This is a genomic window from Sporolactobacillus terrae, from assembly GCF_019930545.1.
Classification (GTDB): Bacteria; Bacillota; Bacilli; order Bacillales; family Sporolactobacillaceae; genus Sporolactobacillus; species Sporolactobacillus terrae.
In genome coordinates this window covers 98,581-114,554 of record NZ_CP082837.1, presented here as the reverse complement: position 1 = coordinate 114,554, position 15,974 = coordinate 98,581, and the positions used below count along the sequence as shown (strand labels likewise).

Below are 15,974 nucleotides of genomic sequence, written 5' to 3'. Positions count from 1 at the left end.
AGAAGGTTAGTCAATTTGGCAAAGCATTGTACTCAATGCGGACAGCTGCTTCCGGATGGCGTAAAATTCTGCACCCATTGTGGTCATTCCGTAGAATCAGCACAGGATCAAACGGCAGCAACGAGAGCGGTTGCACCAACGCTTCCGCAGGTTTCACCTGAAAAACGTCATAAAACACAATCAGACAAAAAATCCATTACCATCAAGAAAAGTGTTCTCATTCCGGTCATTATCGCTATCATTTTGATCATTGGTTTTTACTATACGGGAAAAGTATTCACCGACCCACAGCGCACCGTCGATTCATTTCGCAATGCTGTTCGCGATCACAAAACACATCAACTGGCACAAATGATCCACACCAATGAAAATACAAAAGTTACCGATGCACAGGCAAAAGCAATGCTTCAGCTTTTCGATAAAAATCCGAGCATCTATTCACAATCTCTGAGTGCCATGGAAAGCAGTGCAAAACATTCCGGGAAACAACCTTCTGGGAGTCATGCGCTCTACCAGTTAAAAAAATCAGGCAAGAAATATTTGATCTATGATAACTATCAAATTACGACAAACAATGTCCATCCAAAAGTTGTCACCAATTTAAAAGGAATGAAGGTTGGCATTAAAAACATCGGTAAGATGAAAATCGCTACCAAAGCAAACAGCGATGATTCAGAAACCATTACACTGAGCGGAGTCATTCCTGGCTATTACACAATCATTGGTCAATCCAAGTCTATGAATACATCACAGTCTGCAGCTATGCTGTCTAACGAGGACAACGCCATCGATTTTTCAGGTACATTTGTTGCAATTTCCACTAATCTTCCAGGAGCAAAACTTTTCATTGATGACAAAGATGCGAGTAAAATCCTATCTGATAAAACGGTCAATGTAGGACCTTACAAAGAGGGAGACACGCCATCCTTTTATGCAACGTACACAGTGAACGGGAAATCGATTAAATCAAATACGATTTCCATTTCAGATGATGAATCGTCGGATGATTATTCAGAGGAGTATGAGGATGAAACAACGACAATCGATGATGCCGAATCAGACGGTATTAATCTCATATTCGAAGCGGCTGCCGAAGAAGGTTTCTATTCCCTGAATCGCGATGATCTGAATGGAGAACAAAACGAAAATACACTTGACGCTTATTTTCAAGACTATTATGATGCATTATCAAGCGCAGTCAATGAGCAAGATAACGACTATCTGACCGATTATTACGAAACCGGAACTTCTTTTAGCCAATCCACATTCAAAGACCTCACGGCGATTGAAGATAAAGAGATCAGCGAATCACTTCGTTCCTTTGACGTGACGAAAATATCAGCTGCCGATTCTGAAACTTTCACTATTGACGTTACTGAAGATTGGAACGAATACTATTATGATGACGATGACAACGCGGTCGATAAAGATTTCACATTGAAAACCACCTACCAATTGAAACCCACCGCCCCAGGACAATTGAAAATTGTCGGTTATAAAACTAACGGCAAATCAGAAAAATAATTCGCAGCTTCACTAAAAAAGCGGAGTGGGAAACAATCGGTTTCCACTCCGCTTCTCTTTTCCTGTTATTCAATCGTCAAGAATACTAAACCCGAGCGTTTTAATATCTGCTTCAAAGTTCTTTACGGTATCGATTGAGACTTGTTTCGCGCTTTTTCCGATATTCCCGAGTTTTGATAGGATACTCGGCGGAACGGTGATGATATCGCAACCAAGGTCCTGAGCCTGAAAAATATTTAGCACTTCTCGGGTGCTTGCCCAAAGGAGCTGGGCACCATCTTTCGTATCGCATATTTTTCGACTCGCTCGAACGAATGCCGAAGGATCGACACCTGTATCCGCAATTCTTCCCGCAAAGACGGAAATGATATTTTTCTTGCCTTCGGTTAAGGCATCTACGGCTTCTTGTACCTGTTGTGATGTTGTAATCGCGGTAACGTTGATCGCAATGCCTTCTTCGGACAGTTCGTGAATCAATTCAGCAGTACTTTTTTCATCTGGGGTCAGGATCGGGATCTTGACTGCTACATTTTCGCCAAGTGACGCAATGACTCTTGCTTCTTGCTTCATCGTCTCAAAGCTATTGCCAAAGACTTCAAATGAAATACTATGCTTGGGAAATTCCTTGACTACGTCGCGGGCAAAGGATAGATAATCTGTAACGCCTGCGCTTTTCATCAAGGACGGATTCGTCGTAAATCCCTTCACATAATCATGAACCGCGACTTTTCGCATGTCGGCTATATCCGCACCGTCTGAATAAATTCCTATTTTTTTAAATGGCAAATCGATGACCTCTTTTCTTTAAGCGCATGATAGGTTCTCACAACATTTTCAACGGTAAAGCCTTTGAGCCGCATGAATTCAGCTGCATTTCCGCTTGCTCCAAAACCATCAATTCCAATGCATGCACCATCGAAACCCACATAGCGATCCCAGCCAAACGTTGACCCCATTTCAATAGATATACGCAAGGTCACCTCACGAGGCAATATCGATTCTTTATAGTCCTCGGACTGCTGCTCAAACAATTCCATACTCGGCATTGAGACAACAGAAACAGGTGTGCCTGACTTTGCGAGACGTTCCTGTGCACGCAGTGCTAAACCCAATTCAGAACCTGATGCAATCAAGATGCCCTCCGGTTTTGTACCCGTTTGAGGGGAAAGAACATAGGCACCGCGCGCCACTCCTCGATGTGCCCGCTGCTTTGTTCCGCTTAAAACCGGCAAGTCTTGACGTGTTAATGCGAGGATTGTCGGATGATCGGTGCTTCTCATCGCAAGTTTCCAAGATTCAACAGCTTCAACCGGGTCACCCGGTCTTAAAGTAACGACGCCGGGCATCGCTCTGAAACTGGCTAAATGCTCAATGGGTTGGTGGGTTGGGCCATCCGGGCCCAATGCGATCGAATCATGGGTAAAAAGGTAGGTTACCGGAATTTTTTGCAGAGCAGCCAAACGGATTGCATTGCGCATATAATCTGAGAAAACGAAAAAGGTACTCGCGTAAATTTTGCTTCCCCCATGGAGTGCAATGCCATTCACAGCCGCTGCTTCGCCAAATTCGCGTACACCGAACCAAATATTCCGACCTTCAGGCGTTTCTGGCGCAAAAAGCGTTTGATCGGCAATATTTGTTTTATTGGACGCAAACAAGTCGGCAGACCCGCCCCAAAAATACGGTACCTTCTGAGCAAAGTGCTGAATGAGTTTATGAACAGTAGTCCTTCCCGCCTCTGCTTCACCTTCATCGTAAACAGGAAGGTCTACAGACCAGCCTTTTGGCAAATCCCCTTTTATTGCTGTTTCAAGTTCCTCAGCAAGTTGTGGGTATTGGTTTTGATAGTCCGAAAATAAGCGCTTCCATTTTTCTTCTGCCTTTTTCCCGGTTATACCAAACTGGCTAAATCGCGCATAGACGTGTTGCGGAATGAAAAATTCAGGGTAATGCCAACCATACTTTTTCTTTGCCGTTAATGCACCCTTTGGCCCAAGAATGTTGCCATGTACGCGATGCGTTCCCGCATTTGGCGCACCATAACCAATAATCGTTTTTATCTCAATAAGGGTTGGCTTTTCTTTCTGGGCTTTGGCACGTTCAATAGCTAAATTGATTTCATCAAGATCATTACCATCGGGAACGAAGTCATAATTCCATCCGTATGCTTCAAAGCGTTCTTTAATACGCTCGGTAAATGTGTTTTTTGTCGGACCATCTAATGAATTGTCATTCGAATCATAGAGCACAATTAATCGATTTAATTTAAGATGTCCCGCTAATGCACCCGCTTCATGTGAAATGCCTTCCATTAGGTCTCCGTCACCGGCAATCACAAACGTATGATGATCGATGATCGGAAAGTTGGGACGGTTATACCGCGCAGCAAGATGTTGCTCCGCCATCGCCATACCAACCGCCATGCCCAGTCCTTGACCAAGTGGTCCGGTACTTGCATCGACGCCTTCGGTCACGCCAAATTCCGGATGTCCTGGAGTATTGCTGTTCAGGCTTCGGTAATTTTTCAGATCGTCAAGCGACACTTGAAAACCAGCTAAATGCAGCATGCTGTACAGGAGCGCTGATCCGTGACCCGCCGACAAGACAAAGCGATCACGATTAAACCAGTGGCTGTCGGTTGGATTAAAAGTCATTTGCTTCGTCAACACATAAGCCATTGGCGCCGCGCCAAGCGGCATGCCCGGATGTCCGGACTTCGCGTGCTCAATGCAGTCAATACTTAGTGCACGAATGGCATCGACACTCAGCTGATCCGTTTCATCAAACATAAATTTCCGCCACCTTTTTCAGAACTTTTATTGTACCGATTCCCTGCTTCGTATCAGTCCGTCGATTTTCTCTTGAAGAAGCTCAAAACAAACATCAGTGCGAGTACAGCCAGAATGCCCGTCGTGATCAATGCGACACCGCCCATAGATCCTAAGCTTCCTAAGAAAATACCCACCGCACCGTAATCCGTATCTGAGAAGCTGGAGTTGGCAAACCCAAGATTGCCGAGCACCGGCATTAATGCGAGCGGCATGAAACTGATCAGGATACCGTGTACAAAGGAACCAAGAATTGCCCCTTTCCTGCCGCCGGTCGCATTCCCGAACACTCCGGCCGTAGCGCCGCAGAAAAAATGAGGAACGACACCGGGCAAAATAATGACGGTATGCAGGGCAATCATGATGAACATACTGACAATCCCGCCAACAAAGCTGGAGAAAAAGCCAATGATCACCGCATTAGGTGCATAGGGAAAAACAATTGGGCAGTCAAGCGCAGGTTTTGAATTCGGAACAAGCTTCTCCGATATCCCTTTAAACGCCGGAATGATTTCGCCTAAGATTAAACGAACTCCTGACAAAATGACATAAACACCTGCTGCAAACGTTCCGGCCATTTGAAAAGCATAGATAATATAGTTGGTGCCAGTGCTTAATTTTGATTCGATGAACGATTGCCCGGTGAACAGCGCTAGAATCACATAGATCATCGCCATGGTAATCGTGATCGCAACCGTTGAATCACGTAAAAAGGAGAGTCCTTTAGGAATTTTTAAATCTTCTGTGGACTTGCCGTTGTGACCGACCGCCTTTCCGACTAAAGCTGAAATCAAATAGCCAAGACCGCCGGTATGTCCAAGCGCAACCTCATTCGTTCCGGTAATCTTTTTCATAAACGGTTGCAAAATTGCCGGGGATAGTGCATTGGCCATACCAAGCATCAAGCCGCCAAGAAGAATCAATGGAACCGTTGTAAATCCACAAACGGTCATGATTACAGCGATCATACACGACATATACAGCGTCGCATGGCCCGTCAAATAGATATATTTAAATCGCGTAAATCGAGCGATAAGGATATTGGCAATCATTCCGACGAGCATAATTAAAGCGGTCGGCGTCCCGTATTTCGTCAGTGCAAGAGCCACAATGGCTTCATTATTCGGGACAACCCCCTGTACAGCAAATGCATGCTGGAACATCTCACCAAGTGGGGTCAATGCATTCAAAACAATCCCCGCGCCTCCGGTTAAAACGAGAAAGCCGACAAACGTTTTAATGCCGCCAAGTGTAATCGTACTGATTGATTTTTTCTGCAAGATAAGACCTAAAACAGCGATCAACGCGACTAATAAGGCAGGGGCACTTGCAATATCAATCAAAATACTTAACAGCTCTTTCACGGTGAATCCCCCTCGATCTGGATAAATTTTTGCATCGATAATAAGCACAAAGGTGCGCGAACCGTTTAGGGCAAGAGGTGCTGATCCTTTAGAAATTGAGTCACTTTTTCCTTTAATTCGGCTTTATCAATAATACTGTTCAGTACAGTAACCTTTTCTTTTCCCAATTTCTCTGCCGCCTCCGCTAAGTCTTGACCGACAAAGAAATGATCCGCTGAACCTGACGTTGCGCTCCCCATATCAAAGTGCGTCACTTCAAGCACATCCTCGCTTATCCCCAATTGATTTAAAATGGTTTTGATATTTAATTCGATCATGAAGCTCGAACCCAATCCTGATCCACACACCGCTGCAATTTTCATTTTTTCTCCTCCTCTTCAATAATTGATAAAAGATCTTCTTTTGTTTGTGCCTTTAATAATTGCTCAAGCGTAGTCGCTTCGCCAAGAAGCGAAGCTAATTCCGACAGCGCTTTCAAATGTGCCGTATTGTCCACAGCCGCTAAAGTAAAGAAAAGGGTTACCGGGTGATTCTGATCAACCAAATCCACCGGTTTATCCAATTTAAGCAGTGACATACTCAGATGATTCACCCCTTTGTCAGGACGCGCATGAGCAAGCGCCACCCCTTTGCCAATATTAATAAACGGGCCATGTTGGTTAACGACTTCAATCATTGCGTCAATGTATTGCGACGTAACCTTTCCTTTTTTCAAAAGCGGTTCTGCACTCTTTTGAATGGCTTGCTTCCAGTTCATCCCCTGGTTTTGAGCCACTTGTACCGTGTCGCGCGTCAGCAATTCACTCAACATTGGCTGATAACCCCCTTTCGCATCGCGATCCGGATTACTGAACAGCTGAATGAGGCCCTCTTCTAATCCAGCGAAGTCCGTCACTTTTGCATAGTCACACACAACATCCAATATGGAGGCGACCAATTGATTGCACCCCATATCAAATGGAACAAGCGCATCAGATAAAATTTTTAAATCGTGTTGATCCGGAAGGGCATGAACGAGCATCACTTTTTTATTTTTAATCGGAAGAGAAATCGTTGAAATGACAATACTTTCCTTTACTTCCGACCGCTTCATATAAGCGCGTTCCGTAATCGGACCTTCAAAGCTGACAAATGGAAACATCGATTGCAGTTTCTGTTTCAAAATGCTTGCCGTTCCAACCCCGCTGCTGCATACAAGAAGTACTTTATGTGCCGGAGCAGTGTCTCCTTTATTTCGATTCAATCGGTCGATCTCTGCGCCAAAGTATAATGAAATCAGCGCAATTTCATCTTCACTTATTGGGCGCTCGCAGAAATCTGCAAAGGATACAATCGAAAACTTAGTAAATGAAAAGACATCACTGTAATTCTTCTTTATTTGTTTTAACCATCTGTTTTTATAGTTCACCCCATACTTCACGCGGTAGTAACAGGCGAGCAGATGCAGATACAAGTTTTTCTTCAATTCCTCTGTGTTTTCAAAACGCATACCCGAAATGTATTGAAAGCGTTTAAGACTTCTTCAACTTCATTTTCTAAGCCAATGAATCGTTGCGGCGCGTCATTCGATTCCGAACTGATATAATTGATTTGGCTGCTCAGCAGCAGAGCTTCAAGATAAAACACATCCCCTTCATAGTGCGCCGCATTTCTGCCGTATCGGTTAAATAATTGGTGGATCATTGGATATTCCGGATCATTCCGAAGAACATTTGCTTCGTAGCATTCAGCAGAAGACATCACATTGCCATTTGCAAGTCGAGACATAACAAAGGGGATAAAAAAAGTCAGAACATGAAGCGTATCATCAGAAAAATGTTTGCCGGTCAAACGTTCAACATCTTCGATCCATTCAAACGTTACTGTCACATTCCGCTCGAGTTTAACAAATTCTTCGACCATGAGTGCCGTTGTATTTTTCTTTAACTGTTTAAAGAATGCCAAATGATTTTCAATCAGTTCATAAAACCACCATCGAATGTCCGCTTCGTTTCCAGAAACGTTGTATCCTTTACTCGTCGTACTCGTTAATGTCAGCTTGTATTTCTCTAATTTTTTTCTGACCCATTGAATATCAGACAGTACGGTATTTCTTGAAACATTCTGCACCTCGGCCAATTGGTCTACGGTCACTTTCTTCGTACTGATTAAGCAAAGAAAAGGATCAATGATACACCGCTCATCTTTTGAAAAATTGATGATTGGCTCTGGATCAGCATGCGGATTCTCTCGAAGTTTCAGCTTCGTGTTTCGTTTTAAATAGTAGCCAGCACGTCGTACATTTTGAATAGGCTCTAAGTCTTGTTTCATCAAATCGTGATTAATCGCATCAAAAATGTAATACAAAGTTCTCGGTGAAATTTTGAATTTCTGCGTGATCGCTTGAGTAGACAAATACCCCTCATGATCAAGCAAATAGTGTAGAACCAACTCTTTTTTATTAGCGCTTACATTTTTACTCAACCCTTTCTCTCCCCTTTTCGTTCTCAATAATACACCTTCGTGCTTTCAAAGAAAGCGCAATCAGTGCAAAGAAGTTTATGCACGATTGGGCCCCGCAATGCGTGTAAAATAAAAACCCCCCTCCTGAAGCATCAGATTTCATCTGACCTTAAGGAGGGGGGTTGGTCGACGTATTCAATTCATTGTGCCGTTTCATGGGTTACTTAAACCCCTTATTCTCCAGCACGGTGACTTTCTTTTGCGAGGTACGCCCGGCCTTCTTCGTATAGGCAACCAGTTTAATGAGATCTTTCCAGCACTGCTTTGCGCCGAACGTGAGCAAAGGCACGCCGATAAAATCGATGTGCATCCAGCGCGAACATAGGCCCCCCATGGTCATCGCAAACGGAACCGTCGGGGATGTATTTGAGAAAATAATCTTTTCATCGCCATGATACTTTTCTGCAAGCAGTTCGGCTAAGTGAGTCATCGCTGGAAGCACATGCTTTCCCGGACCGCGCCCAACCGTATAAACGGCATTTCCTTCCTTATCCACACCATGAAAGATGAATTTTCCCATATCCGATGCATTCAATTGATTGAAATACGGCACTTCAAGAATTTCTTGGGAGGTCAGTTTCCGATCATCTGGAATCAAATTCAGATGATAGGCTGCCGCAAGTGATGTGGTGTGAGTGCCGCCGAAATCATTATAGATATAAATCACCCGAACACCTTCTCATTGATCAATTTCAATTCTTCATTGATTATTGCCATGAATCGGTGCAATTAATCGATACCTAGACGCCGTGCCTCGTACTGTTCTTATCCGATCGTTTCCGTACTGAGTATCAACGGCTTCACAACAATAAACCTTCTCACCCTAACAAAACATCCACCTGCGAACTTAGGTGGAGGTTTTTAACCTTTATATGCGCTAAGCGAACCAAACGAAATCCGCGCCATCCAATGCAAAGTTGCCTTAAACACTCTGTGATTGCGCGGAAAAACGGCTGAGAAAGTTCATGGTCCGTTGATGTTTCGGTTGATTGAAAAGTTGTTCCGGTGCTCCCTGCTCGACGATCTGACCATCCGCCATGAAGACAACACGATCAGCAATATCACGTGCGAACGCCATTTCGTGAGTGATGAGCAGCATCGCCATCTCCTCTTCTTCAGCGATCTCACGAATCACGCCCAATACTTCCTCAACGAGTTCTGGATCGAGCGCCGATGTAACTTCGTCAAACAGCATGATTTTCGGTTTCATGACAAGTGCGCGAGCCATAGCAACGCGCTGCTGCTGCCCCCCTGATAGTTGCGCCGGGTAGGCCTTGCATTTGTCAGCTAAACCTACTTTTTTCAGCAGCTTGACGGCTTGCTCCTTGGCCTCCTGCTTTGTTCTGCCCAGTACATGAACCTGCGCCTCCATAATGTTGCGCAAAATCGTCATATGCGGAAAAAGATTAAAGTGTTGAAACACCATGCCAATTTGCCCGCGAACTTTGCGCAAATGACTCGCGTTAGCTTCCATAAGCCGCCCATTAACGTTGCGGTGCCACAACAGTTCTCCGCCGACTTCAATCGTTCCTTTCGATGGTTTTTCCAAAGTCATCAGCATGCGGGCAAGCGTCGTTTTTCCCGATCCGCTCGGTCCAATCATGGCGACCTTCTCGCCCGGATATATATCAAAGTTAATGTCACTGAGCACTTCTGTTGCCCCAAACCTTTTGCCGATATTACGGTATTTAACTAATGGTTCGCCCGCTACGTGTTCATTCATGAGAACCATTCCTCCTTTTCATTAAATGGACTGACCGAAACGCTGCTTGATTCGCTTATTGATTACCCCCACAATCAACGAAGCCGGATAACTCAGCACTAGAAAAATAATGCCGACATCAGTAAACGCCTCGACATATCGGAAGGAGGCCGAACCAATCATTTGAGCCGTTTGTACCATCTCAACAAGGGATATTGCCGACAGCAGCGGTGTTTCTTTAAACATAACAATGAAGTAGTTGCCCAGCATCGGGATGATCGGCGGAATCGCCTGCGGCATAATGATCTGCGTCCATATTTTCACTCTGGAAAAGTTCAAAGCAGAGCCGGCTTCCCACTGTCCTTTCGGTATCGCGTCGATCCCTGTTCGAAATACCTCCGTTAAATAGGTACTGTAATGCAGTCCAAGGCCGAGCACACCCGCCAAAAAAGGGGATAAGGACACGCCGAACGCTGGAAAGACAAAGAAGATAAAGTACAATTGAACCAGAAGCGGTGTACTCTTAATGAATTCAACAAAAGCATTGACGGCAATACGCAAAGGTGTAAAAGGCGAACGTTTGCAAAGCGTCCATAATAACCCGAGCAATGCTGCAATCACAAAACCGACAATCGTCGCTTCAATCGTCACAACCATCGCCTGCAACAGTTGCGGTAAAATCGAAAATGCAAAATCCCAGCTCCACATCGCTTAACCCCTCCCCACGGACAATTTTTTCTCAAGCCAACGAAACGCCAACGTAATCGGATAGGCAACAATAAAATAAAGAATGAGCAGTATAGTAAAAATTTTTACGGTCTCCATTGTAGCCGAACGGAGGGCCATCGCCTGAAAGGTGAGGTCGGATAAAGTAACCAGTGAAACAAGCGACGTCCCTTTTAATAGTTCAATAGTCAAATTGCTGAATGTCGGCAGCATGATCAGAAACGCTTGAGGCAGTATAACCGAACGCATCCGCCGGAACGGCGACATGTTAAGGGCGACAGACGCTTCAAACTGCCCTTTCGGAACGGCTTGAATCGAGGTTTTCACCACGACCGCACCGTATGCGCCATAGTTCAGCCCCAGGCCAAGCACGCCGACCAGCATCGCAGGCAGCTGAATCCCTAGAATCGGCAAACTGAAATAAAGCCAAAACAATTGCACGAGCAGTGAAGTCCCGCGAAAAATTTCAATATAAAGATGTGAGACGATCTTAGCCATTTTCCATTTACTGAGGCTCAAAAAGCCGAAAATAAAAGATAATCCCAAAGCTAGAATGACCGAATAACCCAGAACCTGCAGCGTCACGGCTAGTCCTTTGAGCAGACTATTAAAGATAGCGATGTTTGAGACCACATGTTTCACTCCTTGCTTTGAATGAATAAACTGAGCTGAATGTCTTCACAAGGATGAGCAATGCACCTATTTTCCTATAAGTTCATCGCCAAGATGATCGAACCGTCGCTATGAATATCGCTCATCCTCAAACGATATAAAATGCGTCAACCCAAGCCCTTCTTTTCAAAGATTAATAAATACGACAGAAAGAGAGAAAGGTTCTCTCTCTTTCGATCATTCATCCTTGCTTTCATCATGACGATCGCTATTAATGGTTAAGGACATCTTCTAGCGTCGCATCCCCCGGAAGTTCATCCTCGGTAAAACCATATTTTTTCAAGATTTTGAGCAATTCGCCGCTCTGTTTCATTTTTTCCAACTCTTTATTAAATGCTTCTTTGAAATCATCATCGCCTTTACGGAATACACTAGCCCCATAGCTTCGCACACTCTTACCGTCAATCGTAGGCTGCTTGAAATCTTCGACTTTCTCAACCTTGTTGGACTTTGAAGCATCAAGCACCGCTTTTAATGACGGTCCGGTCATGGTAATCACATCGACACGTCCGGATTCAAGCGCAGACAGCGCACTCGGATTATCATTGAAAATTTTGATTTGACGCGTACTTACACCTGAAGCAGTCAAATAGTTTTGTTCTGCCGCTCCGCCCATTACACCGATCGTTGCGTTTTTATTTTTCTTAATATCTGCATAACTTTTGATGTTTTTCGGATTGCCTTTTTTGACCGCAATGGCTTCAGCAATGCTGTAGTCCGGATTAGCAAAATCAACTTCTTTGGCTCGTTCAGGCGTGATGTACATTCCGGCTGTGATCATATCAAAACGTTTTGCTTTAAGTCCTGGAATTAATGAGCCAAATTGAGTCAGTACCCCATCCACTTCTTTAATCCCGAGTCGTTTTAAGATTGTCTTGGCCACTTCTACAGCTTCGCCTTTTAATTTTCCATCGGTCGTTGCATAGGCATACGGCTTTTCATTAGCAAATCCTACCGTAATCCGTCCTGCTTTTTTTGCCTTCTCAAAGGTTGTTTCCCCTTTTGCACCGGACGAATTCTTATCTGCGTTTCCACACCCAACAAGCCCAATGACCATCAATACACCAAGTATCACAATGATTAATTTTTTCATAGGAACACGCTCCTTCGAATTGGAATAGAGGTAATAGCAAAAATAATCTGATTTTTTTCATAGGAACAGATCTACATCGCACCCATGGTTCAGCAAGTTGTCTGTTTTTTATCCGGCATTTGTTCCGGATGATGCAAGCACTCAAGAATCGTACCGGCAAATGCAGTCACACCGATCAGCAGGCTGTTTTCATTAAGATCAAAGATCGGCGCGTGCAAATCTCGTTTCACCCCATCTTCTGTGGCACAGCCTAAGAAAAACATTGCAGAGGGAACCCGAGCCGCCATATGGGCAAAATCTTCACCGCCCAGACCAAATGTATCCGGTCGTATGCACACTTCAGGAAGCAGTCTGCCAATCGCACGCTTCATAATTGGCGTCAACGACTGATGATTATACACCGAAGGCTCTCCGTGATTGATCAACAGCTGATAGTCGCCGCCGAGTGGTTTCACGATCGAAAGCACCGATTCAAACTGCTGAACAAGTTGCGCGCGCACTTCCGGCGAGTAACTGCGGAAGGTTCCTTGAAGCCGCGCTTCTGATGGAATGACATTATTCGTTTTCCCGTCGCCGGCAGCTACATGGCAAACACTGACAACCGCCGGCTCAAGCGGTGACGTTTTCCTCGATACAATACCTTGAAGCGCCTGCAGCACAGAGCCGAGCATCCAGATCGGATCATTGCTGAGATGCGGATAAGCGCCGTGTCCACCCTTTCCTTTAATAATGGCTGTAAACTCATCAACATTGGCCGTACAGTACCCGTCGGGAACAAGAACGACGCCGAGCGGATACTCCGGCATCACATGAAGTGCAAACAAAGCATCAAGCGAATCCAGCACTCCGGATGCTGCCAAATAGTGTCCGCCAGTCTTTCCAAAACGGTCGGTCGTCTCTTCAGCGGGCTGGAAGAGAAAACGCACCGTGCCGGTCAGTTCGCCGCGCTGCCATCGTTCACTCATTAAATGAGCAACTGAGAGCGCAATCGCCATGTGAGCATCATGCCCACATGCATGCATCACCCCTTCATTTTGCGAGCGATACAGGCATTGATTCGCCTCACTGATTGGCAGTGCATCCATGTCGGCACGAACACCGATGGTCGGTCCATCGCCGCCACGGATCGTCGCAATGACCGCTGTTTCCAAACCAATCCCCGTTTTCACACGCATCCCCGGCATTTTAGCTAATTCCGCTTCGAGATATGCAGCGGTGTTTTCTTCATGAAAGCTCAATTCCGGATGCTGATGCAGCTGTCTTCGATAGATGATGGTCTTTTGAAAATAGGCCTTTGCATGGTCCGTGATCCATTGATCATTCATGCAATCACTCCTTAGCGTGTCATGGATTGACAGTACTCCAGTTTCTCAAACGCCTGTGTGAGGTCATCAATAAGATCCTCCGTATCTTCAATCCCTACGGAAATGCGAATCAGTCCATCCGGAATCCCCATTGCCTTGCGTTCCTCAGCGCTACATTCAACATGACTCGTGGTTCGTGCAGGACCATAGGTTGTCTCGACCGCACCAAGATTTGCAGCACGATGAGCAAATTTCAGAGCTGGGAGCAGCGTCTTCACGGCTTCCATACCGTCTTTCAATGAAAAGCTGAGCATTGCGCCGTATCCTTCCATTTGTTTCGTCGCAATGTCGTGATGCAGATGTGATTCAAGTCCGGGATAATACACATGATCAACCGCGGGCTGAGTCTTCAAGTACTTGGCAAGCGCCATTGCACTCTTTGTTTGCTGCAGCACACGCAATTTTAAGGTCTTCATCCCGCGAAGTAATAGATAGGCCGACCACGGATCAAGCGAAGCCCCATTAATTTCTCGATAATGATAGATTTGACGCACCAGCGTTTTTGCACCGCAAACAATTCCGCCTAGTGCATCGGCATGTCCGCCAAGAAATTTCGTCGCACTGTGCAAGACCAAGTCCGCCCCAAGATCAAGTGGATGCTGGAGAATCGGTGTTGCAAATGTATTATCAACGACAACCAGTGCTCCTGCCTGATGCCCAACTTTTGCCATTCTTTCAATATCAGTGATTTTCACCGTCGGATTCGTCGGCGTCTCAAGGTAGAGAATCGTGCACCCTTTCGCTACTTCGGTCTCGATCGATTCATGATCGCCTGTCGTGCACAGTGCAACGTCCACACCAATTTTAGGAAGAAATTCTGTGAAAATTTTATTGGTGCCACCATAAGTATCCTTGATGGAAACCACCCGATCACCCGGCTTCAAAAAGGTATAGAGGGTATTGCTGATTGCCGCCATTCCGGTCGTAAAGCTGGTTGCGTCCTCCGCCCCTTCAAGTACTTTCAGCTTATCCTCAAAAGCTTGGACGGTGGGGTTGGTATTGCGGCCGTAGATATGTCCCGGCTTATTGCCGATCGCCACGTCGTACCACTCGTCCATGTCATCGTAATTATACGCAACACTGACGATCACCGGCACTTGGGTCGCATGGTGAACGAGCACCTCCTTTTCGCCGGCCCAAACGGTCTTTGTGCCTACTCCCGTTTTTCTCTCATTCACTAAAATCGCTCCTTTCTTTATCCGTTCGTGCCATCCAATCTGTCTTCACTTAAACGGTCTTCATTTTCACTAGACGCTCAAAAGCATAACGCGCAATCGCCGTATCCTGCACGCCGGTTCCAGTTAAATCGCAAAGAGTAATCTGCTGATCGTTTTCACGCCCCGGCACTGCCTTGGCCGTTAGCGCGCCGAGTTCAACCATACGTGCATCTTCGTTTTGCAAAACTCCGTGATCGGAAGCATGATGCAATTCTCCGTATTTCAAGCACTGCGCTTTCACATCGCAGACGATACGATCTGCCTTGCGGAACACTTCTGCGTCAAGTTCCTGTTTCAATTCGGTGTCCGCGCCCATTGCCGTAAGATGCAGTCCCTCATGAAGCCATTCGCGTTGAACGATTGGCTCCCGTGACGGCGTTGTTGTCACCACCACATCGGATTGCCTGACCACTTCCTCTGCAGGAGCTGCTTCACAAGCAATTCCGAGTTTTGCACTCATTTCGCCAATGTACGCATCGACCGCTTCAGCTCTGCGTCCATATACGAGCAGCCGTTTAAATGGGCGCATCATGTGCAGCGCCTCCATTTGCAGCCGCGCCTGCACGCCGGTACCAATAACACCGGCGATTTCAACATGCGCCTTAGCTAAATACTTTGCTGCTATCGCACCGGCGCATGCCGTTCGAATATCGGTCAAGTATCCGTTATCCATCAACACTGCCTCAGGAACGCCGGTCACTGAGTGAAGCAGAATCATCATTCCGCTCAAACTGGGGAGGCCAAGCGCCTTATTATCGAAGAAACCGGATGACACTTTTATTGCAAAGGTGTCAAGACCTTTCATATAGGCGGTCTTGACATCAACCTCGCCATGATGTTCCGGTATATCGATACGCATCATCGGCGGCAGCACGACCTGTCCTTGACTAAGCTGGGTAAATCCTTCCTCCACTTGTTCAATCGCTGAGTGATTCAGGCAAACACAACCGCGAATCTCGTCCTCATTAAATAAGAACACGAC

General features: G+C 45.7%; 15 protein-coding genes. 1 reads left to right on the top strand and 14 read right to left on the bottom strand.

Annotated features, from left to right (window positions below):
* The first annotated feature begins 15 nt into the window (after nt 1-15).
* Nucleotides 16-1,524: a zinc ribbon domain-containing protein gene (locus K7399_RS00515; protein WP_028984238.1), complete on the top strand. Its 1,509-nt coding sequence runs from the start codon at nt 16-18 to the stop codon at nt 1,522-1,524.
* Between the two features lie 69 nt (nt 1,525-1,593).
* On the opposite strand, the gene K7399_RS00510 is transcribed toward K7399_RS00515, so the two are convergent.
* The 14 genes from K7399_RS00510 to K7399_RS00445 all read right to left on the bottom strand — a co-directional run bounded on the left by K7399_RS00510 (nt 1,594) and on the right by K7399_RS00445 (nt 15,971).
* Nucleotides 1,594-2,310: a transaldolase gene (locus tag K7399_RS00510; protein WP_201770036.1), complete on the bottom strand. Its 717-nt coding sequence runs from the start codon at nt 2,308-2,310 to the stop codon at nt 1,594-1,596.
* Complete coding sequence (gene tkt, locus K7399_RS00505) at nt 2,292-4,313, bottom strand: transketolase (protein WP_051577757.1); 2,022 nt, start codon at nt 4,311-4,313, stop codon at nt 2,292-2,294. Before tkt ends, K7399_RS00510 begins: the two co-directional genes overlap by 19 nt.
* A 53-nt stretch (nt 4,314-4,366) precedes the next feature.
* Complete coding sequence (locus tag K7399_RS00500) at nt 4,367-5,716, bottom strand: PTS ascorbate transporter subunit IIC (RefSeq protein WP_037562681.1); 1,350 nt, start codon at nt 5,714-5,716, stop codon at nt 4,367-4,369.
* A gap of 65 nt (nt 5,717-5,781) precedes the next feature.
* Nucleotides 5,782-6,078, bottom strand: a complete 297-nt coding sequence (locus tag K7399_RS00495) for a PTS sugar transporter subunit IIB (RefSeq protein ID WP_028975789.1) — start codon at nt 6,076-6,078, stop codon at nt 5,782-5,784.
* Nucleotides 6,075-7,181, bottom strand: coding sequence for a BglG family transcription antiterminator (locus K7399_RS00490; protein ID WP_236628049.1), 1,107 nt, complete (start codon nt 7,179-7,181; stop codon nt 6,075-6,077). Before K7399_RS00490 ends, K7399_RS00495 begins: the two co-directional genes overlap by 4 nt.
* Complete coding sequence (locus tag K7399_RS00485) at nt 7,178-8,179, bottom strand: BglG family transcription antiterminator (protein WP_028975787.1); 1,002 nt, start codon at nt 8,177-8,179, stop codon at nt 7,178-7,180. The genes K7399_RS00490 and K7399_RS00485 overlap by 4 nt, the downstream gene beginning before the upstream one ends.
* Before the next feature lie 199 nt (nt 8,180-8,378).
* The gene (locus K7399_RS00480; RefSeq protein ID WP_028975786.1) at nt 8,379-8,885 is read right to left on the bottom strand and encodes a DUF3189 family protein; all 507 of its coding nucleotides are present in this window, start codon (nt 8,883-8,885) and stop codon (nt 8,379-8,381) included.
* Nucleotides 8,886-9,140: 255 nt separating this feature from the next.
* Nucleotides 9,141-9,941, bottom strand: coding sequence for an ectoine/hydroxyectoine ABC transporter ATP-binding protein EhuA (ehuA, locus tag K7399_RS00475; protein WP_201770035.1), 801 nt, complete (start codon nt 9,939-9,941; stop codon nt 9,141-9,143).
* 21 nt (nt 9,942-9,962) lie between these two features.
* Nucleotides 9,963-10,628, bottom strand: coding sequence for an ectoine/hydroxyectoine ABC transporter permease subunit EhuD (gene ehuD, locus K7399_RS00470; RefSeq protein WP_028975784.1), 666 nt, complete (start codon nt 10,626-10,628; stop codon nt 9,963-9,965).
* A gap of 3 nt (nt 10,629-10,631) precedes the next feature.
* Nucleotides 10,632-11,279, bottom strand: coding sequence for an ectoine/hydroxyectoine ABC transporter permease subunit EhuC (gene ehuC, locus K7399_RS00465; RefSeq protein ID WP_051577756.1), 648 nt, complete (start codon nt 11,277-11,279; stop codon nt 10,632-10,634).
* A gap of 250 nt (nt 11,280-11,529) precedes the next feature.
* Nucleotides 11,530-12,411 carry an ectoine/hydroxyectoine ABC transporter substrate-binding protein EhuB gene (ehuB, locus tag K7399_RS00460; protein WP_223362442.1) on the bottom strand — a complete coding sequence of 294 codons (882 nt, stop codon included), beginning with the start codon at nt 12,409-12,411 and terminating at the stop codon, nt 11,530-11,532.
* 89 nt (nt 12,412-12,500) lie between these two features.
* Nucleotides 12,501-13,736 (bottom strand): M20 metallopeptidase family protein, encoded by a 1,236-nt coding sequence (locus tag K7399_RS00455; protein ID WP_081791700.1) that lies wholly within the window; start codon nt 13,734-13,736, stop codon nt 12,501-12,503.
* 11 nt (nt 13,737-13,747) lie between these two features.
* Complete coding sequence (locus tag K7399_RS00450) at nt 13,748-14,953, bottom strand: cystathionine gamma-synthase family protein (protein ID WP_223362441.1); 1,206 nt, start codon at nt 14,951-14,953, stop codon at nt 13,748-13,750.
* A gap of 49 nt (nt 14,954-15,002) precedes the next feature.
* The gene (locus K7399_RS00445) at nt 15,003-15,971 is read right to left on the bottom strand and encodes a cyclodeaminase (RefSeq protein WP_128166204.1); all 969 of its coding nucleotides are present in this window, start codon (nt 15,969-15,971) and stop codon (nt 15,003-15,005) included.
* Nucleotides 15,972-15,974 lie beyond the last annotated feature (3 nt).

Bases quoted from the DNA above. Each gene is read 5' to 3' on its own strand.
- K7399_RS00455 (WP_081791700.1), bottom strand. From the start codon at position 13,736: ATGAATGATCAATGGATCACGGACCATGCAAAGGCCTATTTTCAAAAG.
- ehuD (WP_028975784.1), bottom strand. From the start codon at position 10,628: ATGTGGAGCTGGGATTTTGCATTTTCGATTTTACCGCAACTGTTGCAG.
- ehuA (WP_201770035.1), bottom strand. From the start codon at position 9,941: ATGAATGAACACGTAGCGGGCGAACCATTAGTTAAATACCGTAATATC.
- tkt (WP_051577757.1), bottom strand. From the start codon at position 4,313: ATGTTTGATGAAACGGATCAGCTGAGTGTCGATGCCATTCGTGCACTA.
- K7399_RS00495 (WP_028975789.1), bottom strand. From the start codon at position 6,078: ATGAAAATTGCAGCGGTGTGTGGATCAGGATTGGGTTCGAGCTTCATG.
- ehuB (WP_223362442.1), bottom strand. From the start codon at position 12,411: ATGAAAAAATTAATCATTGTGATACTTGGTGTATTGATGGTCATTGGG.